19 protein-coding genes are annotated in these 21,033 nt (G+C 65.1%); 13 read left to right on the plus strand and 6 right to left on the minus strand.

From position 1 onward, the window contains the following. Nucleotides 1-77: 77 nt before the first annotated feature. Entirely contained in the window at nt 78-1,019 is a 942-nt protein-coding gene (locus AB0876_RS28005) for a TIGR03619 family F420-dependent LLM class oxidoreductase (RefSeq protein WP_526043485.1), read from the plus strand. Between the two features lie 62 nt (nt 1,020-1,081). Here the strand turns inward: AB0876_RS28005 and AB0876_RS28010 are convergent, their stop codons facing one another. After that, complete coding sequence (locus AB0876_RS28010; protein ID WP_526043486.1) at nt 1,082-1,516, minus strand: nuclear transport factor 2 family protein; 435 nt, start codon at nt 1,514-1,516, stop codon at nt 1,082-1,084. Between the two features lie 240 nt (nt 1,517-1,756). Between AB0876_RS28010 and AB0876_RS28015 the strand changes: the two genes are divergently transcribed. The 3 genes from AB0876_RS28015 to mig are packed head-to-tail and all read left to right on the plus strand — an operon-like array spanning nt 1,757 to nt 5,069. Then, complete coding sequence (locus AB0876_RS28015) at nt 1,757-2,779, plus strand: Rieske 2Fe-2S domain-containing protein (protein WP_526043487.1); 1,023 nt, start codon at nt 1,757-1,759, stop codon at nt 2,777-2,779. Beyond that, nucleotides 2,776-3,393 (plus strand): cysteine hydrolase family protein, encoded by a 618-nt coding sequence (locus AB0876_RS28020; RefSeq protein WP_526043488.1) that lies wholly within the window; start codon nt 2,776-2,778, stop codon nt 3,391-3,393. The genes AB0876_RS28015 and AB0876_RS28020 overlap by 4 nt, the downstream gene beginning before the upstream one ends. A gap of 20 nt (nt 3,394-3,413) precedes the next feature. After that, a complete protein-coding gene (gene mig / locus AB0876_RS28025) occupies nt 3,414-5,069 on the plus strand; it encodes a medium-chain acyl-CoA ligase Mig (protein ID WP_491838481.1) in 1,656 nt (551 codons plus the stop codon). On the opposite strand, the gene AB0876_RS28030 is transcribed toward mig, so the two are convergent. Then, nucleotides 5,053-6,540: an aldehyde dehydrogenase family protein gene (locus AB0876_RS28030; RefSeq protein WP_526043489.1), complete on the minus strand. Its 1,488-nt coding sequence runs from the start codon at nt 6,538-6,540 to the stop codon at nt 5,053-5,055. The two genes, mig and AB0876_RS28030, sit on opposite strands and share 17 nt — an antisense overlap. Nucleotides 6,541-6,698: 158 nt before the next feature. Here AB0876_RS28030 and AB0876_RS28035 point away from each other — a divergent pair, with 158 nt between their 5' ends. From AB0876_RS28035 to AB0876_RS28045, 3 genes are all read left to right on the plus strand, one after another. Then, the gene (locus AB0876_RS28035; RefSeq protein ID WP_526043490.1) at nt 6,699-7,484 is read left to right on the plus strand and encodes an SDR family oxidoreductase; all 786 of its coding nucleotides are present in this window, start codon (nt 6,699-6,701) and stop codon (nt 7,482-7,484) included. Between the two features lie 82 nt (nt 7,485-7,566). Beyond that, nucleotides 7,567-8,787: a cytochrome P450 gene (locus AB0876_RS28040; protein ID WP_491838478.1), complete on the plus strand. Its 1,221-nt coding sequence runs from the start codon at nt 7,567-7,569 to the stop codon at nt 8,785-8,787. Nucleotides 8,788-8,800: 13 nt separating this feature from the next. Beyond that, complete coding sequence (locus AB0876_RS28045) at nt 8,801-9,505, plus strand: TetR family transcriptional regulator (RefSeq protein ID WP_491838477.1); 705 nt, start codon at nt 8,801-8,803, stop codon at nt 9,503-9,505. Between the two features lie 22 nt (nt 9,506-9,527). Here AB0876_RS28045 and AB0876_RS28050 read toward each other — a convergent pair whose 3' ends face one another. Together AB0876_RS28050 and AB0876_RS28055 are read right to left on the minus strand one after the other, a co-directional pair. Next, the gene (locus AB0876_RS28050) at nt 9,528-10,988 is read right to left on the minus strand and encodes an aldehyde dehydrogenase family protein (RefSeq protein ID WP_491839314.1); all 1,461 of its coding nucleotides are present in this window, start codon (nt 10,986-10,988) and stop codon (nt 9,528-9,530) included. 183 nt (nt 10,989-11,171) lie between these two features. After that, the gene (locus AB0876_RS28055; RefSeq protein WP_526043491.1) at nt 11,172-13,427 is read right to left on the minus strand and encodes a molybdopterin-containing oxidoreductase family protein; all 2,256 of its coding nucleotides are present in this window, start codon (nt 13,425-13,427) and stop codon (nt 11,172-11,174) included. A 28-nt stretch (nt 13,428-13,455) separates the two neighbouring features. Between AB0876_RS28055 and AB0876_RS28060 the strand changes: the two genes are divergently transcribed. The 3 genes from AB0876_RS28060 to AB0876_RS28070 are packed head-to-tail and all read left to right on the plus strand — an operon-like array spanning nt 13,456 to nt 16,296. Further along, nucleotides 13,456-13,893 carry a Zn-ribbon domain-containing OB-fold protein gene (locus tag AB0876_RS28060; protein ID WP_526043492.1) on the plus strand — a complete coding sequence of 146 codons (438 nt, stop codon included), beginning with the start codon at nt 13,456-13,458 and terminating at the stop codon, nt 13,891-13,893. 12 nt (nt 13,894-13,905) lie between these two features. Beyond that, nucleotides 13,906-15,054: a thiolase family protein gene (locus tag AB0876_RS28065; protein WP_526043493.1), complete on the plus strand. Its 1,149-nt coding sequence runs from the start codon at nt 13,906-13,908 to the stop codon at nt 15,052-15,054. Between the two features lie 9 nt (nt 15,055-15,063). After that, nucleotides 15,064-16,296, plus strand: a complete 1,233-nt coding sequence (locus AB0876_RS28070) for an amidohydrolase family protein (RefSeq protein ID WP_526043494.1) — start codon at nt 15,064-15,066, stop codon at nt 16,294-16,296. A gap of 4 nt (nt 16,297-16,300) precedes the next feature. On the opposite strand, the gene AB0876_RS28075 is transcribed toward AB0876_RS28070, so the two are convergent. Continuing rightward, nucleotides 16,301-18,043: a CocE/NonD family hydrolase gene (locus tag AB0876_RS28075; protein WP_526043495.1), complete on the minus strand. Its 1,743-nt coding sequence runs from the start codon at nt 18,041-18,043 to the stop codon at nt 16,301-16,303. 91 nt (nt 18,044-18,134) lie between these two features. On the opposite strand from AB0876_RS28075, the gene AB0876_RS28080 reads away from it, so the two are divergent. The 3 genes from AB0876_RS28080 (at nt 18,135) to AB0876_RS28090 (ending at nt 20,358) form a co-directional block, all read left to right on the plus strand. Beyond that, nucleotides 18,135-18,749, plus strand: coding sequence for a TetR/AcrR family transcriptional regulator (locus tag AB0876_RS28080; RefSeq protein WP_526043496.1), 615 nt, complete (start codon nt 18,135-18,137; stop codon nt 18,747-18,749). Nucleotides 18,750-18,773: 24 nt separating this feature from the next. Next, nucleotides 18,774-19,772, plus strand: coding sequence for an amidohydrolase family protein (locus AB0876_RS28085; protein ID WP_526043497.1), 999 nt, complete (start codon nt 18,774-18,776; stop codon nt 19,770-19,772). Nucleotides 19,773-19,986: 214 nt separating this feature from the next. Then, on the plus strand, nt 19,987-20,358 hold the full coding sequence (locus AB0876_RS28090) for a hypothetical protein (RefSeq protein ID WP_526043498.1): 372 nt from the start codon (nt 19,987-19,989) through the stop codon (nt 20,356-20,358). Here AB0876_RS28090 and AB0876_RS28095 read toward each other — a convergent pair. Continuing rightward, nucleotides 20,355-20,954 carry a TetR/AcrR family transcriptional regulator gene (locus tag AB0876_RS28095; RefSeq protein ID WP_491838472.1) on the minus strand — a complete coding sequence of 200 codons (600 nt, stop codon included), beginning with the start codon at nt 20,952-20,954 and terminating at the stop codon, nt 20,355-20,357. The two genes, AB0876_RS28090 and AB0876_RS28095, sit on opposite strands and share 4 nt — an antisense overlap. Nucleotides 20,955-21,033 lie beyond the last annotated feature (79 nt).

Here is a 21,033-nt window from a genome sequence, read left to right on the forward strand (position 1 = left end):
CAATCGGCAATCAACGATCGATGTTACGGTAACGCTTTCAGTAGCGTCCCGAGAATGGGTCAGAAACGGGGAGATCGATGAAGTACACCCTGGAATACCCCAGCGAGCTGCCCACCGCACCTGACGATTTCCTGCAACCCGAGGTCATCCGTACGGTAGCTACCCAGGCTGAAGCGGCGGGTTTCTCGGCGATCGCGTTGAGCGAGCATCCGGCCCCCTCGGTCAAGTGGCGGAACAACGGCGGCCACAACACGCTCGACCCGATCGCCGCGCTGAGCTTCATGGCGGCAGCCACCTCGCAGATCCGGTTGATGACCAACCTGTACGTGCTGCCCTTCCGGAACCCGTACCTGTCAGCCAAGGCACTGGGCAGCCTGGACCTGATCTCCGGTGGCCGACTCATCGCCGGCGTCGGGGCGGGCTACCTGCGATCCGAGTTCTCGGCAGTGGGCGTGGACATCGACCGACGTGCCGGGCTGCTCGATGAAGCGTTGGCGGCTCTACGCTCCATCTGGGTTGATCCCGAAACACCGTTTTCCGGTCAGGATTTCGGCGCGGTCGGACCCGTCGCACTGCAGCGCACGGCTCAGCGTCCCCATCCCCCGCTCTGGATCGGCGGAAACGGCGCCGCCGCGATCCGGCGCGTGGTCGAGCACGGCAACGGATGGATGCCCATCATCGCCGCGGCAGGCATGGCTTCGACCATGCGCACCACTGCCATCGAAAATGCCGACCAGTTCGGCATCGCCGCACAACGCCTGCGTGACCGACTCGCCGACGCCGGCCGTGACCCGGCGTCCGTCGAGATCCAGGTCGTCTGCCCACATACCGATCTCGAGGAGGAAGCCTCACTGCGGCACGCACGCGAGGTTCTTGCCGAACTCGCCAGTCACGGCGCCACCTGGGCAGTCGTGCACGTGGACGGCAGTAGCCCGGAAGCTGCGCTCGACTACATCAAGGCATTCGGCGAGGCGATGAATCTTGTTGCCGAGCAGGGTGTCTCAAGTTCGCGTCTGTAGCGCCACGGCGATGCTCGGCCAGTTTTTTCGCCACAGCGTTACTCACGCGGACGACTCACCACCTACGCGGTCTTGAACTTCAACAAGGTCCGAGTCAGGTGCAGACTGGTGATCTGCCATGTGCCGTCACGCTTTTCGTAGGTCTCGTGGTAGTGGCCCGCGCCATGCAACTCACTGCCATCAGGGAAGAACAGCATGTCCTCCATCGCCCAGATGCCCGTCGCCGTGGTGTCGGAGGTCAACATGATCTCAGGCGTGTGGCAGTGGTGCACCGTCGCCGCGTGTTCGACGCCGCCCCACACCACGGGAAAGAACTCGTCGAAGCTCTTCAGCGGCGGGGCCGTCTGCGGATCGGCACCGCCGGTCGACACGGCCATGTCGAGCTTCACCACGACGTCGTCGACGAACAATCCCCGCCAGGCATCGATGTCCTTGGTGTCCAGGAACCTGCAGTAGCGGGCCTTGAGCTGCTTGATCGCCTCGATGTCGTCGGACAACGGGTCACCTCCTGTTGATTGCCGCGGACTATACGGTAAGCGGCTCGGTTGGCTCCGCCCGCTTGCGCCGGTCTCGACGCCACGGCTGCCGGTGAGCAAGTTTCACAACCCTGACGTCGATAACGGCGTCGATGCACGACGTCGCACCGATTCCCCACCGTCTGCTTCCCGTGCAGTAACCGCTACTGTAATGTCTTCCGTACGTATTGCGAGAGCAGTGAAAGCAGGAGGCAGCCGACCATGAAAGTGCCGTTCACCTGGAAGGTCACCGGCTGGTTCATGATCGGCTGGTCGGCCGAGTATGAGATCGGCGATGTGAAGGCGCTGAAGTACTTCGGTGAAGACCTCGCCGCCTACCGCGACGAGTCCGGCGAGCTGCATGTGCTGGAAGCCCACTGCAAGCATCTGGGTGCCCACATCGGTCACGGCGGCAAGGTCGTCGGCGACTGCGTCGAGTGTCCGTTCCACGGCTGGCGGTGGGGTCCCGAGGGCAACAACACCTACATCCCCTACCAACCGGACAAGCCCAACCGCGGCCTGCGGTTGCGCTCCTATCCCGTCAAGGAGCAGTACGGCTGCATCTTCATGTGGTACCAGCCCGAAGGCAAGGAACCGCAGTGGGAACTGCCCGACATCTTCCACAAGTTCCCGCAGTTCGAAACCGATCCGAATACGTACTACCGGCCCTACCCGGAGTTCTCCAGCCGGGCCGACGCTATCCCGGTCCATCCACAGATCGTGGCTGAGAATGGGCCCGACAGTTCACATTTCCGCTATGTCCACGGCGCGACGGTGACGCCGGTATGCCTGCACTGGGAGCATGTCGACGAGGAATGGCGGTTCCTGACCGGCTGGCCCGACGCCCGCAGCGACGATCCTGACAAGATGGCGCTGCGGATTCACAGCCACTTCTCGGGGCTCGGCTTCGCCATGAGCGCGTTCGAGGGTTCGTCCAACCACCGGTTGATCTTCGCCTGCACCCCGGTCGATGACGAGGTGTCGGACATGTTCTATTCGATCTGGTGGCCCAAGCTCCCCGGTGAGACGTCCGACATCCCGCCCGAGCAGGTGCGCAAGCAGGTCGAGAAGCAGTTCCTCAAGACAGTGTGGGAGGACTGCGATATCTGGCGCTACCAGAAGTACGTCGAGCATCCGCCGCTGGCCAAGATCGACGCGAAACCGTATATGGCCATGCGTAAGTGGGCCACACAGTTCTACGAAGTTCCCGCCGCCTCCGACGATCGGGCCGCGGCTCACACATGAGGCCCGATCTGAGAGAACTGGTCACACCCGAGCACACCGCTATCATCACCCAGGAATGCCAGGGTGCGGTGGTCGGTCCCGACGCGGGGTTGGCCGCCCTCGCCGACGAGGCGCGCCGGGAAGCGCTACCCAACATCGCCAGGCTGCTGCCTGCGGCGCGGGACGTCTCGGCCAGGGTGGTGCACTGTCTGGTGCAACGACGCCCGGACGGGCTGGGTTCCAACCACAACGCCAAGATCTTCGCCATCGGCCGCACCGGCGTCGGTATCCTGCCCGGCACCCCCGGGGCCACCCTATTGCCCGAGTTCGGCCCGGAGCCAGACGATCTCGTCCTGTCCCGCTGGCACGGCCTGGGACCGATGGGCGGTACCGACCTGGATGCCGTTCTTCGCAACCTCGGCGTGAGGACCATCGTGGCCGTCGGCGTCTCGGTGAACGTCGCGATCATCAACCTGGTGATGGACGCGGTCAACGCCGGGTACCGGGTCGTGCTGCCGCGCGATGCGGTGGCCGGCATTCCGACGGCCTACGCCGACGCGGTCATCGACAACACGTTGTCCCTACTCGCTACCGTCACCACAACCGAAGACCTGCTGCACGCCTGGCAGCGCTGACCGCCCAAGAGGAGAAGCCCGTGCAGTTCACCGTTCCGGCCGTCGCGGAGGCCGTCGCCACCGCCATCGGAGATCGTCCGCTGATCGTCCAGGGCGAGCGGCGGTTCACCTACCGCCAGATCGTGGACCGCTCGAATCGCCTGGCGGCGTTCCTGCATTCGCGCGGTTTGGGCGCACAGACCGAACGTGGCGCACTGGCCGGTCACGAGGTGGGCCAGGATCTGCTCGGGATCTACGCCTACAACGGACCCGAGTTCGTCGAATCCCTGCTCGGCTCCTTCCGCGCCCGGGTCGCCCCGTTCAATGTCAACTACCGCTACGTCAAGAACGAACTGCAGTACCTGCTGGCCGACTCCGGTGCATCCGCGCTGGTGTACCACTCGGCGTTCGCACCGCGGGTGGCCGAGGTCCTGCCGGACCTGCCGGCACTGCGGGTGCTGATCCAGATCGCCGACGGCTCCGGCAACGAGCTGCTCGACGGCGCAGTGGATTACGACTCGATCGTCGCCGAGGATGCTGCGACAGAGGCACCCGTCGAGCCTTGCCCGGACGACCTCTACGTGCTCTACACCGGCGGTACAACCGGAATGCCCAAAGGCGTGTTGTGGCGTCAGCACGACATTTTCATGACCGCATTCGGCGGACGCAACATGGTGACCGGCGAGAGAGCGCAGTCCGTCGAGGAGATCGTCGGGCGTGCAGTCGACAATCCGGGTACCAAGCTGATGATCCTGCCGCCGCTGATCCACGGTGCAGCCCAGTGGGCCGCGATGACCGCGATCACCACGGGTCAGACGCTGGTCTTTCCCGGCGTGGTGGATCGTTTCGACGCCGACGACGTGGTGCGCACCATCGAACGCGAGCAGGTGCTGGTGGCGACGGTGGTGGGTGACGCGATGGCCCGCCCCCTGCTGGACGCGATCAAGTCAGGGGCCGCGGACGTGTCATCCCTGTCTGTCGTGGCCAACGGTGGTGCGCAGCTGACCCCTTACGTCAAGCAGCAACTCATCGACGCCAAGGCCAATCTCATCGTCGTCGACGGCGTGGGCTCGTCGGAGACGGGTGCCCAGATGAGCCACATGTCGGCCCCTGGCGCGGTGTCGACCGGCACCTTCAACGCCGGACCCGATACCTGTGTGGTGACCGAGGATTTCACCGCTGTCCTGCCTGCCGGACACGACGGGCTGGGCTGGCTGGCGCAGCGCGGGTTCGTGCCGCTCGGATACAAGGGCGACGCCGCCAAGACAGCGGCGACCTTCCCGGTGATCGAGGGCGTGCGTTATGCGACGCCGGGCGATCGGGCCCGCCATCTGGACAGCGGCGCGATCGAGTTGCTCGGCCGCGATTCGGTGACCATCAACTCCGGGGGCGAGAAGATCTTCGCCGAGGAGGTCGAATCCGCGATCGCCTCGCACCCGGCGGTGCGCGACGTGGTCGTCACCGGGCGTCCCAGTGAACGTTGGGGACAGGAAGTGGTCGCCATCGTCTGTTTGGCCGAGGAGGCGTTGGCGGACGGACCCGTAGCAGCCGACGAGTTGATCCGGCACGCCGAATCCTCGATCGCCCGCTACAAGCTGCCCAAAGCCGTGGTGTTCCGCCCGGTCATCGAACGCAGCCCCGCCGGCAAGGCCGACTACCGATGGGCGCGCGAGCAGGCGGTCAGCGAAACTTCTTGAGCCGAGCGGCGGTTCGGCTACGGGCCCGCCGCAGCATGAGTTCGGTGCTGACCCGCATCGAGGTGGTGAACGGCTTGGCCGCCTGACCCGTGACACTGAACGGTAGGTCGTTGCCCACCACCGAACGGTAGTGGCTGAACGTATCGAAGCCGGCCTTACCGTGATAGGCGCCCGTCCCGCTGCGTCCGACTCCGCCGAACGGCGCGTCGGACGGGATCATGTGCGCGGCAAAGTCGTTGCGGGCAACCCCGCCGCTGCGGGTACGGCTCACGAAATGCCGGAAGTCGGCATCGTCCGGACCGAACCAGTAGGCCACCAACGGTGATGGGTTGGTGTTGATGTGGTCGACGGCCTCGTCGAGTGCGGAGTATCCGCGCACCACCAGTACCGGCCCGAACACCTCTTCGCTCGCGATCCGCATCCGGTCGTCGACGTCACGCACGATGGTCGGGGCGATCTTGCGCGAGCCCGGATCGGGCAGCACCTCGCCAGCGGGCACGACGGAGTCGATCCGGGCTCCCTGGGCGCGGGCGTCGGCGATCAACCCGACAACCCGGTCGAAGTTGGCCTGGTTCACCGACGAGCAGTAGTCGGGATTGCCGACGATGCTGGGGAACAGATTGGTCAACGTTTTCCGTGCCACCTCGACGAACCGGTCCACCTGCGCATCGGGCACGAAGACGTAGTCCGGGCACACGCACACCTGACCACCATTGACCATGCGCGCCTGGGCGATTCGGCTTGCGGCCCGTTCCAGATCTGCGCCGGGGGCCACGACCACCGGGTTCTTGCCGCCCAGCTCAAGCGTGACGGGAACCAGGTTGTCCGAGGCGGCCCGGGCGACCAGTTTCCCGATCGAAGGCGAACCGGTGAAGAACAGGTGGTCGAACGGCAGGCCGGCGAACGCCGCGGCCACTTCCGGCCCGCCGGTGACCACCTGCAGTTCAGTCGTGTCGAAGTACTTCGGCGCGGTGGTCGCCATCAGTTCGGCGGTGCGCGGAGTGACCTCGGACATCTTGATCATCACCCGATTGCCCGCGGCGAATGCCGCAGCCGCCGGCAACACTGTCAGCTGGATCGGGAAATTCCACGGTCCGATCACCCCGACCACACCGAGTGGGCTGGGCAGCACCTCGGCGCGCAGGCCCGCGAAGCGCGTCGCCCGAAGCAGCTTCGTCGCGCGCATCCACTGTGGCACATGGGCCCTGGTGTGTTCGATGACCGAGAGCATGCCGAGGATCTCGGAGAGAAACGCCGCCGACCGTGACCTCGACCCGTAGTCGGCAGCAGTGGCAGCGACGAAATCCTCGGAGTTGTCCAGGACCATCGCGAGCAACCGGTCGATGCGGTTGCGGCGCAACGCGACATCGGGCGGACCGTCGGCGATGAATGACCGGCGCTGGGCCGCCAGCAACTCGTCCAGGTCGTCGCGCTGCGACTGCACTGCCGCACGCTCCTCGATCGCGCTCATCGAATCCGTCTCCTCGCCAGGCACGCATGACATCTCCCGGAGATGCTTCCGGGAAGGCTAACGGTAGCACTCCACCGACAGGCCGAAGACGATTGTCCAACCAGCCCGAATTGTTTACAGTCATGCTTACTGTCGTTCATTCGGTGAAGGGTTGGGGCATGTCAGAAACCGCACGCAGAGTCGTCGTCGTCGGAGCCGGATCCGGGATCGGAGCGGCAACCGCGGCGCACTTCTTCGAGCGCGGCGACCACGTGCTCGCGGTGGATCTGCGCGCAGGTGACACCCCGGCTTCCGAACACGCCACCTGCGACCTCCGCGACGCCGCCGACATCACCCGACTACTGGGCGAGATCGGTGACGGCTGGGACCTGCTCGCGCATGTCGCGGGCGTGCCGGGTACCGCGCCGGCCGCCGACGTTCTGAAGGTCAACTATCTCGGCACGCGACTGATGACCGAAGGGATGCTGCCGCTGTTGCGCCCCGGCGGCTCGATCGTCACTGTTGCGTCAACCGCGGCACTGGGCTGGCAGCAGCGCATCGACATCCTCGACGGACTTCTCGAGCTCACCGACGGCGACTCGGTGGCGCAATGGCAGACCGGGCAGGATCCGGATTTTCCCGTCTACACCACCTCCAAGCAGGCCGCGATCCTGTTCGTCAAGCGAGTGGCCGGCCCGGCCTGGAGCAAGTACGGGGTCCGAGTCAACACGGTCAGCCCGGGCCCGGTCGAGACACCGATCCTGTCCGACTTCGAGCAGACCATGGGCAAGGACGTCCTGGACCTGGTGCGGGCCACCGTGGGCCGGCACGCCACCGTGGACGACGTGGTTCCACTGATCGCCTTCCTCGCCTCCTCCGAGGCACGTTGGATCAATGGTCAGGACATCCAGGTCGACGCCGGCTTCATCGCCGCGATGAGCAACGGGGCTCCGATCACACTCTGAACGCCACACAGATTCAGTTACTGTAAGATTTACAGTAATATGCATCAGAGTGATCGGTCGACGCCGACAGGTGGAGTGAGCTGTGGATAGTCAAGTGCAGGACGTCGCGGGCGAGGAATCGGTCGTCGACACGGCCACCCTGCTGCGCGATCCGTACCCGATCTTCGCGCGGCACCGGGCCAAGCACGGCGTGTTCCGCGGTTCGGTGATGGACTGGTCCAAGACGCCGGAATCCCTTCTGCCGGAACATCAATTCGCCGCGGTGTCGTTCGACGCCGTCAACACCGTGTTCCGGGACAGCAAGTCCTTCAACTCGAAGATCTACGACAACACCATCGGGCTGTTCATCGGCCCCACCATCCTGGCCATGGAGGGCAAGACCCACCGCGAGCATCGCAACCTGGTCTCGGCGGCGTTCAAGTCACGCTCGCTGCAGCGTTGGGAACCAGAGATCGTCCGCCCGATCTGCGAGGCGCTGGTCGACGAGTTCATCGAATCCGGCAGCGCTGATCTGGTGCGCGACTTCACCTTCGAATTCCCCACCCGGGTGATCTCCAAATTGCTCGGACTGCCCGAGGACGACCTGCCCTGGTTCCGGCAGCGCGCCGTCGAGCTGATCAGCTACACCGTGAAGTACAAGCGCGCGTTCGAAGCCTCCGCGGCCCTGAAAGACTATTTCCTGAACCAGATCGAGCTGCGCCGGTCCGAGCCCACCGACGACATCATCGGCGACCTGGTCACCGCGGAGATCGACGGCGAGAAGCTGACCGACGAGGCGATCTACTCGTTCCTGCGGTTGCTCCTGCCGGCCGGGCTGGAGACCACCTACCGGTCCTCGGGCAATCTGATCTACCTGCTGCTCACCCACCCTGAACAGTTCGCGGCGGTGCAGGCCGACCACGAGTTGATCGGCCAGGCCATCGAGGAGGGGCTGCGCTATGAAACCCCGCTCACCACAGTGCAACGGTCGACCACCCAGGACACCGAACTCGAGGGTGTGACACTGCCCGCCGGCGCGGTGATCGACGTCTGCATCGGGTCGGCCAACCGCGACGAGAACCGCTGGGAGCGGCCCGAGGAGTTCGACATCTTCCGGAAGCGGGTGCCGCACATCACCTTTGCCGCCGGCGAGCACACCTGCATGGGGCTGCACCTGGCCCGGATGGAAACCCGGGTGGCCATGGAGAGCCTGCTGTCGCGGGTGCACAAGCTCGAGCTGGTCACCGACGACGATCCGCACATCTTCGGTCAGCCGTTCCGCTCCCCCACTGCCATTCCTGTCACGTTCGAGCCGATCCGCTAGAGGGGTTGCTGCCATGGTCAGGCCCGCGGGCACCAGCGGTCGCCGGCGCCGCGAACGCGGGTCGATCAGTGTCGACGAAATCGTCCGCGGGGCATTCGAGATCGCCGGCGAGGTATCGATCGACAACCTCAGCATGCCGCAGCTGGCCCGCCATCTCGATGTGGGTGTCACGAGCATCTACTGGTACTTCCGCCGCAAGGATGAGCTGCTCGATGCGATGACCGAACGCGTCCTGATCGAATACGACATGAGTGTGTTGTCCATCGAGGGCCGCACCTGGCGGGAATCCCTGCGCACGCACGCCCACCGCATGCGCGAGATGTTCACGGCCAATCCGATTGTGTGCGACCTGATCCTGATCCGAGGCACCCGCGGCATTCCCGCGGCGCGCACCGCACTGGAGAAGATCGAACAACCGGTGGCCGCCCTGGTGGCAGCCGGGCTCACCGCCAGACAGGCCTTCGACACCTACACCGCCATATCGGTGCTGGTGCGCAGTTCGGCTGTGCTGCAACGGCTACAGAACCGCACCGACGAGGTCCAGTTCCCCCGCGAGTACTGGGAACAGGTGATCGACGCCGAGTCGATGCCGCTGATCGCCTCGATCCCCGGACGGGGCTACCGGATCGGCATGGCCGACGATGGGAACTTCGACCATATTCTCGACAGCATCCTCGATCGCGCCGAGACCCTGAGCGTCACCGCCGCCCAGGGCTGACGGTCCATCGGCGAGCGGGAAGTTACTGCCGGGGCAGCCGCCAGCCAATGGTCTTTGTCTCGGTGTACTGCGCGAACCCCTCGATGCCGCACTGTCTTCCGACACCACTGTTCTTGTACCCGCCGAATGGGGCGTCGGCGCCGTAGTACATGCCACCGTTCACGCCGATGGCCCCGGTACGGATCCGCCGGGCGATCGCCATCCCGCGCTCGGGTGACCCCGACATGACCGCGCCGGCCAGTCCGAACGCACTGTCGTTGGCGATCCGTACCGCCTCGTCGTCATCGTCGAACGGCAGCATCACCAGTACCGGTCCGAACACCTCGTCCTGGGCGATCGCCGAGCCCGGGTCGGCCCCGACGATCACGGTGGGTGCGACGAAGTGCCCGTCGCGCAGGTGATCTGCCAGCCCGGCGGGTTCGCCTCCACCCACCACGATCTCGGCGCCGTCATGGCGGGCGCCCTCGATCGCGTCAAGCACGCGTTGCTTGGCCGCGGCGGTGATCAGCGGACCGACCAACGTCGTCGGCAGCGCCGGGTCGCCCACCGGGACCGCACCGAATGCCATCGTCACGTTCGCGACCGCCTCGTCGAACAGGCTGCGGTGCACCAGCATCCGGGTGTTGGCCGCACAGGCCTGCCCGGCATGCACGCACGCCCCGATGGCGCCGGGGATGATGTGGCCGGGCTTGGCGTCGTCGAGCACGATCATCGCCGACTTGCCACCGAGTTCGAGGAAGGTGCGCTTCATGGTGTCGGCGCCGACCCGCATCAGATGCCTGCCGACAGCCGTCGACCCGGTGAACGACACCATGTCGACACGAGGATCGGTGCCCAACAGTCCGGCCACCTCGTTGGACGGTGTCGGCACCACGTTGAGGACACCGGGCGGCATGTCGGTGCGCTCGGCGATCAGCCGGCCCAGCCGGGTGGCATTCCACGGCGTGTTCGGATCGGGTTTGAGCACGACAGTGTTGCCTGCGGCCAGCGCGGGCCCGAGCTTGTTGAGGATCACCTCGATCGGGAAGTTCGACGGGGTGATCGCGGCGACCACACCGACTGCCTCTTTGACCACGGTGCGGGCGTTACGCTCACCGAACAGCCCACCGCCGTCGAGCGTGCGCTCCCATTCGAACTCGTCGATCAGCCGGGCCGGGTAGCGCAGTGCATCGGCCAGCGGCCAGTCGAGCTGGGCATTCTGCGTGGTCATCGCCGGGCAACCCACCTCGGCGATCAATTCCTCACGCAGGTGGTCTTTTTCGGCCTCAATGGCCTCCTGCAATTGGACCAGCACGCGCTTCCGCAAGCCCCGGTTGATGCTCCAGTCGGATTCGTCGAATGCACGCCGGGCGGCGCCGATAGCCGCGTCCATGTCCTGAGCACCGCCGGCCGCCGTCGTCCCCAGCACCAGACCCGTGGCCGGGCTGAGGTTGTCGAATTCGGCGCCGGACGCCGCGGCCACCAGCTGACCGTCGATCAGCATCCGTTTTTCGGCCCGGCCGGCAGCGCTCCGGCCGATCTCCACGCTGGTGACGGACTGCTCCACGACTTCACTCACGCGGACAACTGTAACACTTACAGTAATACTCTCAGCCCGCGAAACCGCATTCCGGCAGAGAAAGTGCGAGTAGCGGCCTGCTGGAATGCGGTTTCGGCGGAAGTAGAGTCAGCAGGGCTCCACCTGCACCGGCACACCCGTCAGCCAGGACATGCCGGCCAGCGCCTCGACATCGGCGGGATCGCTCGACATCAGCTGGTTGACGTTGGCACCGCCGGCCTGATTGGCGATCCGCCAGCGACCACTTCCCTTGTGGCCCCATCCATGCGGTATCGCCACGGTGCCGCGCACGATGTCGTCGGTGAGCGCCAACGCGATGTCGATCTGGCCGTACGGTGAACGCACCCGTACCTCGTCACCGTCGGCCAGGCGACGCGCGGCAGCATCCTCGGTATGCATGAGGGCTCGATGGATCCTCTTGCCGCGCATCAGCAACGGTGAATTGTGCAACCAGGAGTTCTCCGAACGCGGTTCACGCATCCCGATCACGCGCAGCGGGTAGCCGTCGGGTGCCGCACGTCGCGACATCGCGGTGATTTCCGATGCGATGTCCTCGTGCTCGAGCCGTATCCGGCCCTTCGGATACACCACAACCTCACCGAGCACCCCGGTCCGGATGTTCGGTGCCACCACCACGCCGTGCGGATGCTGTTCGGTCAGACGGCGGAATGTCAGCCCGCCGCGGCGCAGCCCGAAACGGTCACCACCATCGGCCATCCGGATCATCATGTCGATCATCGACCGCGGACTGAGTCGCCTGCCCCGTCGTGCGGCTCGCCTGGCTGCCAGCCGAAGCGCAACGAAAACCGGTGTGCGAACCTTCATCCGGCTGATCAGGTCGACGATGATGTCCCATTCGGTACGGGCCTGACCGCGCGGCGCCACGACCGCGTCGGTGGCCTGGCGGAACGGGGTGGCCTGGAACATCTGAAATGTGACGGCGAAGTCGTCGCGCTCGTACATCGTCGTTACCGGCAGCACGTAATCACAGTGCGCGGTGGTCTCGTTGACGTAGATATCCAGCCCGACGGAAAGGTCTGTCGCCTCCAACGCGTCTTCCAACTCCGCGCCGTTGGGGACCGACAGCACCGGGTTTCCCGCACCGATGAACATCGCCCTGACCTGTCGTCGGCCGGGCGTCGTGATCTCCTTGGCCATGAACGCGGCAGGTTCGGCACCGATGACCAACGGCAATCCGCCGATCCGGGTGCGCTTGGTGCGGTAGCTGCGGCGCAACGAGACGCCCATCGCCATCGAACCCCACTTCTGTCCGGGGATGCCCAGGGTGCTGAACACGCTGCCGCCAGGCACGTCGAGATTTCCCGCGACGAGATTGACCGCGTCCAGCAGATACGTGGTCAGCGTGCCGTTGCGTCCGACGCACGTGCCCAGCCTGCCGTACACGGCAGCCCGTTCCGTGGCCGCGAGATCGCGTGCCAACCTACGCACCGTGTCGGGCTCGATACCGGTATGGCCTTGGGTGTGTTCTGGCGTGAACACCGCGCATTGCTCACGCAGCCAATCCAATCCTTCGGCCTGGGTCCGGGCCCTCGCGCTGGCCAACCCCTCGTCGAAGAGCACCTGCAGGATCGACAGGAGCAGGTACGCATCAGCATCCGGGGTGATCCCGAGCCATTCGAACTGGGCAGCGGTCTCACTGCGCCGGGGATCGACCACGACCACCCGCCCGCCCCGCTTGACGATGTCGTGCATGCGGTCCTTGATCCGCGGTGCGGTCAGGAAACTCCCGTGGGACACCACTGGATTCGCGCCGAACATGATCAGCAGATCGGTCCGCACGAGGTCCGGTATCGGCACCGGGAACGGTGCTCCGTAGAGGAACTGGTTGGCCAGCAGGCGACTGCTGGTGTCCTGGGTCGAGGAGCTGAAGAAGTGGCTGTCGCCGCCGACGCCCTTGGCGAACGTCATAGCGGCGAACAGGTGTGAGTAGCTGAAGGCCGCGGGGTTGCCCATGTACCAGGCCAGCGCTCCGGAACCGTGCCTGCGGTGGATCTCGGTGAGCCTGGCGGCGATGTCGTCGAGCGCCGCATCCCAGCTCACCGGTTCGAATTCCGCCGATGAGCCGCTTGCGCGAAGAGAATCTGACCGGCCGGTGCGCTTCAGCGGCGTGGTCACCCGGTCCGGGTCGTTGACGACCTCGGTGAACGCGATGCCTTTCTGACAGGCGAATCCCGCCGACAGCGGATGATCCTTGTCGGGCCGCAGGGCAGTCAGTCGGCCGTCTTCGACGGTGGCGATCATGCCGCACAGCGGCTCGCAGATCCGGCAGAACGTGGGCTTGTTCTCGGTCTTGCTCGCGGTCACTTGGTCTACGTTACTGTAAGAGTTACAGTTGCTAGACATTTTGGCCGAACACGGAGGAATCGGACTCATGCAGAAGGCCCTCGCGCCGGACATCTCGACCTGGCCTGACGCCGAACCCCAGCTGATCGGCAGCCGTTGCACCGACTGCAGCGCCACCACCTTCCCCGCCCAGGCCCGCTGCCCCAAGTGCTCCGGCGCCAACACCGAACAGGTGAACCTGCCCCGACGCGGCACCGTCATCGCCTGGACCACCCAGGGCTTCCCACCCGGCGCCCCCTACAAGGGACCCACCGGCAAGAACTTCGTCCCCTTCGGCGTCGGCCTCGTCGAACTCACCGACGACACCGGACCCGTCCTGCGCGTCGAAGGCCGCCTCACCGAAAACGACCCCACCAAACTGCAATTCGGCATGGACGTCGAACTCACCATGATCCCGCTTACAACAGACGAAGACGACCCCGACAATCCCGTCGAAGTTGTCACCTTCGCCTTCCAACCCGTCTAGAAGGGCACGCACATGACCAACGATGTAGCCATCATCGGCGTCGGCCTGCACCCATTCGGCCGCTTCGAAGGCAAGTCCGCGATGGCGATGGGAGTGGACGCCATGTTCGCCGCCGTCGCCGACGCCGGGGTCGACTGGAAGGACATCGGCGCAGCCACCGGCGGCAGCTGGACGGTGGCCAACCCAGATGCGATCGTCGGGATGGTCGGACTGACCGGCATCCCGTTCACGAACGTGTTCAACGCGTGCGCCACCGCGGCCAGCGCCACCAAGGCCTGCGCCGACGGCATTCGGCTCGGAGACTACGACATCGGCATCGCCGTCGGTCTGGACAAGCATCCCCGCGGCGCGTTCACCGAAGACCCGTCACTGGTCGGGATGCCCAGCTGGTATGCCGAGAACGGCCAGTACCTCACCACCCAGTTCTTCGGCATGAAGGCCAACCGCTATCTGCACGAGCACAACATCTCGCAGCGCACGCTGGCCAAGGTGGCCAACAAGAATTTCCGCAACGGTGCGCTGAACCCGAACGCCTTCCGGCGCAAGCCGATCAGCGAGGACGACATTCTCAACTCGACGATGCTGAACTACCCGCTGACGCAGTACATGTTCTGTGCCCCCGACGAAGGTGCGGCCGCAGTCGTGATGTGCCGCGCCGACATCGCGCACAAGTACACCGACAAGCCGGTGTACCTCAAGGCCGTCGAGGTTCGCACCCGCAAGTACGGGGCCTACGAGGTCAACACCACCTGTGCACCGGTCGAGGAGGACGTGGCGCCGACGGTGTACGCCGCCCGCGCCGCGTTCGAAAAGGCCGGGGTGGCACCCGAAGACGTCGACGTCGTGCAACTGCAGGACACCGACGCCGGTGCGGAGATCATCCACATGGCCGAATGTGGGTTCTGTGCCGACGGCGACCAGGAGAAGCTGCTGGCCGACGGCGCCACCGAGATCGGCGGCTCACTGCCGGTCAACACCGACGGCGGACTGATCGCCAACGGCGAGCCCATCGGCGCCTCCGGCCTCCGCCAGATCCACGAGCTCGTGCGTCAGCTACGCGGCGAGGCCGGTGACCGGCAGGTACCCGGCAACCCGCGCGTCGGCTTCGCCCAGCTCTACGGCGCCCCCGGCACCGCCGGCGCCACCGTCCTGACGCTCTGAGGAAACACCATGACTGAACAATTCAGGGATGCAACGATTTTCGATGCCGACCAGCACATGTACGAGACCGGGGACGCACTGACGAAGTTCCTGCCCGAGAAGTACAGCCGCGCCGTGCAGTACGCCCAGTTCGGCAGGCAGACCCGGGTCGTGATCAACAACCGGGTCACCGACTTCATCCCCAACCCGACGTTCGAGCGCGTCGCCGCGCCGGGCGCGCACGAGAAGTTCTTCGCCGGCGAGAATGCCGAGGGCCTGACACTGCGCGAGATGCAGGGCAGTGCCATCGACGCACCCGAGGCCACCCGAAACCCGGAAGACCGGGTCAAGGAACTGGATCGCCAGGGAGTGGTCGAGGCGCTGAACTATCCCACCCTGGGCAGCCTGGTCGAGCACTCCAGTGCCGATGACCCACAGCTGACGCTGGCGATCGTCCACGCTCTCAACGAGTGGATCTTCGAACACTGGAGTTTCAACCACGCCGACCGGGTGTTCTCCACACCCATCATCAATCTGTCCGAAGTCGATGCGGCGCAACGGGAACTGGAGTGGATCCTCGAACACGACGGCAAGGTCGCGTTGATCAAGCCGGGGCCGGTCAACGGTCTACACGGCTGGCGCTCCCCCGCCCTGCCGGAGTTCGACCCGTTCTGGCGTGACGTCGAGGCCGCCGGTCTGCCCATCGTCCTTCATGCCAGCTATCCCCCGCTCGACGATTACGTCAACAAGTGGGAGCCGCCCTACACGCAGAATTTCATGGCGCAGAGCGCATTCCGCTGGATGGTGCTGGGCCACCGGGAGATCGCCGACATGCTGACGGCGCTGATCTGCCACGGCACCCTGACCCGGTTCCCCAAGCTGAGGATCGCCAGCGTCGAGAACGGCAGCAGCTGGATCTTCCCGCTGTTCCACGATTTCGCCGACCTCTACAAGAAGATGCCGCAGAACTTCCCCGAACATCCGCACGACGTGTTCCGGCGCAACATCTGGGTCAGCCCGTTCTGGGAGGGCTGTGTGTCCGACGTGGTGGAAACGGTCGGATGGGACAAGGTGCTGTTCGGCTCGGACTATCCCCATCCCGAAGGCCTGGCCGAACCCAAGGGTTTCTGGAAGTACGCCGAGGGCATGGACATTCGGCGCACGTATGACTTCATGGGTGACAATGCCCGGCGGTTCATGGGCCTGCCGATTGCCAACCCCGATCCGGGTGCGGCCAAGCCTCCCGCGCTGGCAGATGCCTGACGCTTCAGCCCTCGGCTACAACGGGTAGCTGCAGAAACGAGGCGCGCGATCCGCCGGTGTGGATGACGTGTCGGCCCTGGTTCTGCGGGACGTACTCCCGAAGTCCGGGCATCCACGGACCGAACAGGTCCTTGGCGCTGATCACCAGGCGCAGTTGCTCACCGGGACGGAACACCAAACCGATCGGGGACAGTTCGATCTCGATATCGACGACCTCGCCCGGGCTCAGCTTCTCGACGCGGTCGAAGCTGTGGACAGGGACCTCGTCTGTGGACCTCGTGTCGTCCAGATGTCGCATCGACACCCTCAGTCGGCCGGCGGATCCCTTGTACCGCAGGATCGACGCGCCCTGCTCGGTCAGGTCGTGGATCGCCGCCGACTGGTTGGGCACGGTGAATTCCTGCAGAGGCGTCCCCTGCGCATTCAGCTTCTGGATGAAGACGAAGAGGTCCATGTCGTCGCTTCCCTTCGACTCGACCCACAGCCGCACCTTGGGGTCACCGACCATCGTGGTTTCCGTATCGAAGCGGACGATGAACGACACCAGACCCGGATTGGCTTCCGCCTCATACGTCGTCGTCACCTCCTCTCCCGGCGCTCCCACGCACAGGGTGCGCGTGCCACCGTCAAGGTGGTACTTCGTGTACTCCACGCCGTGTGGCGGAAATGAGTCAGCCCGAAGGTTGACCTGATCACCGCCTTCGAGATCGAGCACGGCGTACCGCACCCGCGGAGTCTCCTCCCAGCCGTTGTCCTCGCCCTTCAGGAAGTGATCGAAGAACCGGCGCAGGTCCTCCCTGTTCGCCTCGTCGTAGTAGTCGGGCCACTCCTGACTGTCATGAATGCGCAGCCACTTCTGCTCTGAACCCAACCCGCGCCAGGCGCGGAATGTGCCCACGGTGTGCAGGGAGTTGGAGTAGCTGGCCACCACGTAGGCCGGCACGTTGATCCGATCGACGCGTGGGATCTTGTTCTGCCAAAGGCCATTCATGAGCGGGTAGCGCTCGGCTTCGGCGAGAATGTCTTCCTTTCGGCCCTTACCCCAGTAGCTGTTGTCGCGCAGCTGCCGGGCGAACCCGGTGTCGGGCATGCCGCCGCGCATCACAAGATCGCGGTAGACGTCACTGACTCCCTCCCACGGATTGATCGCAGCCAGATGCGGCGGCTGTTCGGCAGCGGCAAACCATTGTGCGACAGCGAGATAGGAGGTTCCGCTCATTGCCACCTTGCCGGTGCACCACTCCTGGGCCGCCAGCCATTCGATCAGATCATGACAGTCTTCACCCTCTTGGCGATCCCATAAGACACTGTCCCCCTCCGAATCTGAGACACCGCGAATGTCCGGGTTGCAGATCGCGTAACCCTGGGCGCACCAATACGCCGGGTCGGGTCCCTCGAACTTGTGCAGACCGGAGACGATTTCGTTGTCCAGGCCGACCAGCCCGAACACTCCCATAGCGGCCGGGGCACTGCCCTCACCTTTGCCGTACGGGCTCCACGCCACGATGACCGGTACCTTCCCGGTGCCCGCAGGCCGCAAGATATCGACATAGGTCGTCACTCCGTCGCGCATCGTGACGGCGACGTCCTTGTCCAGCACGATGTCGACCGGCAATGCCTTGAACGCCGGCGTGAGGCGAAATCCCGCAGGGAACGTACGTGTGCCCGGATCGAATCCGCTCAGCACTCCGTAGCGGTCGCCGGGTTCCAACGGCTGGGACGGCATGAACACTTTCTCCTGGGCCATAACCACCCCTTTCTTTCGCGATCGTAGGCACGACCACTCGATCATATCAACAACCGTTGATATTAGGTTCTCCCCAAGGTAGGTTGCAGACATGACCGCGAAGATCGGGCGGGCGCCGGAACAGCGCCGCGGACGGCGGCCGGGCGTCAGCACCACCCGGCAATCCATCCTCGACGCGGCCCGTACCCGGTTTGCCAGCGACGGGTTCGCGGCGACGACCATCAGGCAGGTGGCGTCCGACGCCGGGGTTGACGCTGCCCTGGTGATGCAGTTCTTCCGGTCCAAAGACGAGCTGTTCGGCGCCGTGATGTCGATCTCATCGAATACATTGGCGGGCTTGACCAGTGCGTTCGACGGAACCGACAAGCACCTCGGCGAACGGGTGGTCCGCGCCTTTCTGGACGTGTGGGAGGGCGCCCCGGCAGACTCTGAGCCACTCATGGCAATGCTGCGAGGCGCCGTGGTCAACGAGCAGGCGAACGCACAACTGCGCGAATTCATCCAGTCGCGACTCCTCGACGCCGCCGGGGCACGCGCCACCGATGACAACGCGGTTCTGCGGGCCGGACTTGCATCGTCGATGCTGGTCGGCCTCGTCATGGGGCGCCGGATCGTCGGAGTACCTGCGCTCGCCAGAGCCGATACGGAGACGCTGGTGGCACTCGTCGCACCGGCAATCCAGACCCTGCTCACACCGGAGCATTGACCACGGACCGAAGGAGCTGAGCGAATGCGCATCATCACCGTCGAAGAACACTTCGAGCACCCTGAGGTCAGTGCGCGGGTGCTCCAGTTGGGCGGTCCGCCCAGCGGTTTACCGCTCGACGACCTTGCCGAATTCGGTTCGGTCTTCAACGACGACCGCGATGCGGCAACTCGACTCGGTGGGCACCGTCTGGCGCACATGGACGCGGTGGGTATCGACGTTCAAGTGGTTTCGCACGGCAACGGCAGCCCCAGCACGTTGGCCGCGCCGGAATCGGTCGGATTGTGCCGCCAGGTGAACAATGATCTGGCTCAACAGATTTCCGAGCATCCTGATCGATTCCGCGGCTTCGCGACTCTGCCGCTCTACGATCCGGGCGCCGCAGCCGAGGAACTGCGTCGCTGTGTCGGCGACCTCGGATTCGTCGGCGCGTTGATCGCCGGAACATTCGACGGCCTCTTCCTCGATGATGCCCGTTTCGATCCGATCCTCGCCGCGGCCGAGGCGGTGGACCTGCCGATCTATGTCCATCCCGGGCTACCTCACGCGCAGGTCGCCCGGCCCTACTACTTCGGCGACTGGTCTGCCGCCATCGGAGTGATGTTCTCCGGACCCGCATTCGGCTGGCACGCGGAGGCCGGTATTCACGTCATCCGGCTGATTCTGTCCGGCGCCCTGGACCGTCACCCGGGCCTGAAACTGCTGAGTGGTCACTGGGGTGAGGTGATGGGTTTCTGGCTCGAGCGTCTCGACGAAACGTTCGCATTGGTGCGGCCGGACCATGACCGCAACGTCAGCGACTACTACCGAGAACAAATCTGGGTCACGCCATCGGGAATGTTCAACGAACACCAGCTCGACCACGTGGTTGCCGAGCTCGGGGCCGAGCGGATCATCTACTCCGAGGACTTCCCATACGTCAAGCGCGACAACGTCAGCGAATTCCTCACCGGTTCCGGCCTGTCCGATCAACAGATCCACGCCATCGCACACAACAACGTCGAAGCGCTGTTGGGCATCTGACGGTTCAGCCGACCTGCGATTTGCCGGAAACTTGCCCCGGAAAGCATCACCGGACACAGAGGTTGTTCTCGCCGAGGCCCGAGCGCACACTCTTTGTATTCAATACAGGTGATTCACAGGCGCCCGAGGCGCATTCGGTCGCGGACGCCCGGCCGATGGGGGTGTGGCGATGCCGAGCACAACTATGAACACATCAAACCCGACGAGGACTTTGGTGAGGAGAATAGCCTCCCCTGCAGCGATATTCGCAGCCACCGCGATGTTCGTCATCGTGTCGCCGACCGGAATTTCGCAGGCCGAACCCGGGGTCTGGGACATCGAGGATTTCGACTCCTGCACTGACATCCTCAACGACGGTCTCAATGAATCTCTTCAGGAGAAGATCGACGATACGAAGGGTTGCTGTCGACACGGTGGCGGGGTCTGGAACGAAGGCCAGCAGAAATGCGAGGCCCCGCCGGCCGAGGCCAGCGGTGCAGGGCGGATACCACCGGGCCTCGTGCCCCGCGGGGATCTTCAGGTGGCGCCGCCGGCCCCACCACCCGTACTGGTTCCGGTCCAACCGAGCCTGGCGCCGACCGGTTAGACGCTGCCGTCGGATAACGGCGGAAGTGGCTGGGCGTCTGCCGGATTGAGGGCGTCGAGCATCAAACTCAGGTACCGCCTGCGTAGTTGCGGCGGCTGGTCGAGCGCCACCGAGGCGGCAGTCACCATGGCGACGAAGGTCGGGACGTCGTCGACCGTGAGGTCGGCGCGCAGATCGCCGGAGGCCTGCCCCTGCGTCACCAACGCCTCCAGCAGATCACGCTTTCGGTTGAACAATCTGGCAGTCAGCTCGGTGAGGTGGTCCAGCGAGGGCAGCAGCGGACGCTGGAGATACATCAGTTCGGCGAGCCGTTCGATCACGTCGATGAAGGCCTCGCGTGGGGCGTCGCTGTCGATGAGCGCCAGGATCACCGGCTCGACCTCGGTGGCGAACGCGTCCTCGTACACGGCTGCCGCCAGCGCCTGCCGGTTCGGGAAGTGGCGGTACAGCGTCGCATTGCCCACGCCCGCGTGTGCGGCGATCTGCGTCAACGTCGCCGCCGCACCGCGCGCGGCGAAGACCTCGCGGGCAGCCGCGACGATGCGGCTCTCATTGGCATAGGCGTCGGTGCGACGGCGGCTGGTACGAGCAGGCATATCCGATCCGGGGGACGTGGCGCAGGTCATGTTCGTGCACCGAGGATGGGCTTCGCAACAAACGATAGCTGACTCCCAT

Source organism: Mycobacterium sp. NPDC049093 (assembly GCF_040704635.1).
In the GTDB taxonomy this organism is placed as follows: Bacteria; Actinomycetota; Actinomycetes; order Mycobacteriales; family Mycobacteriaceae; genus Mycobacterium.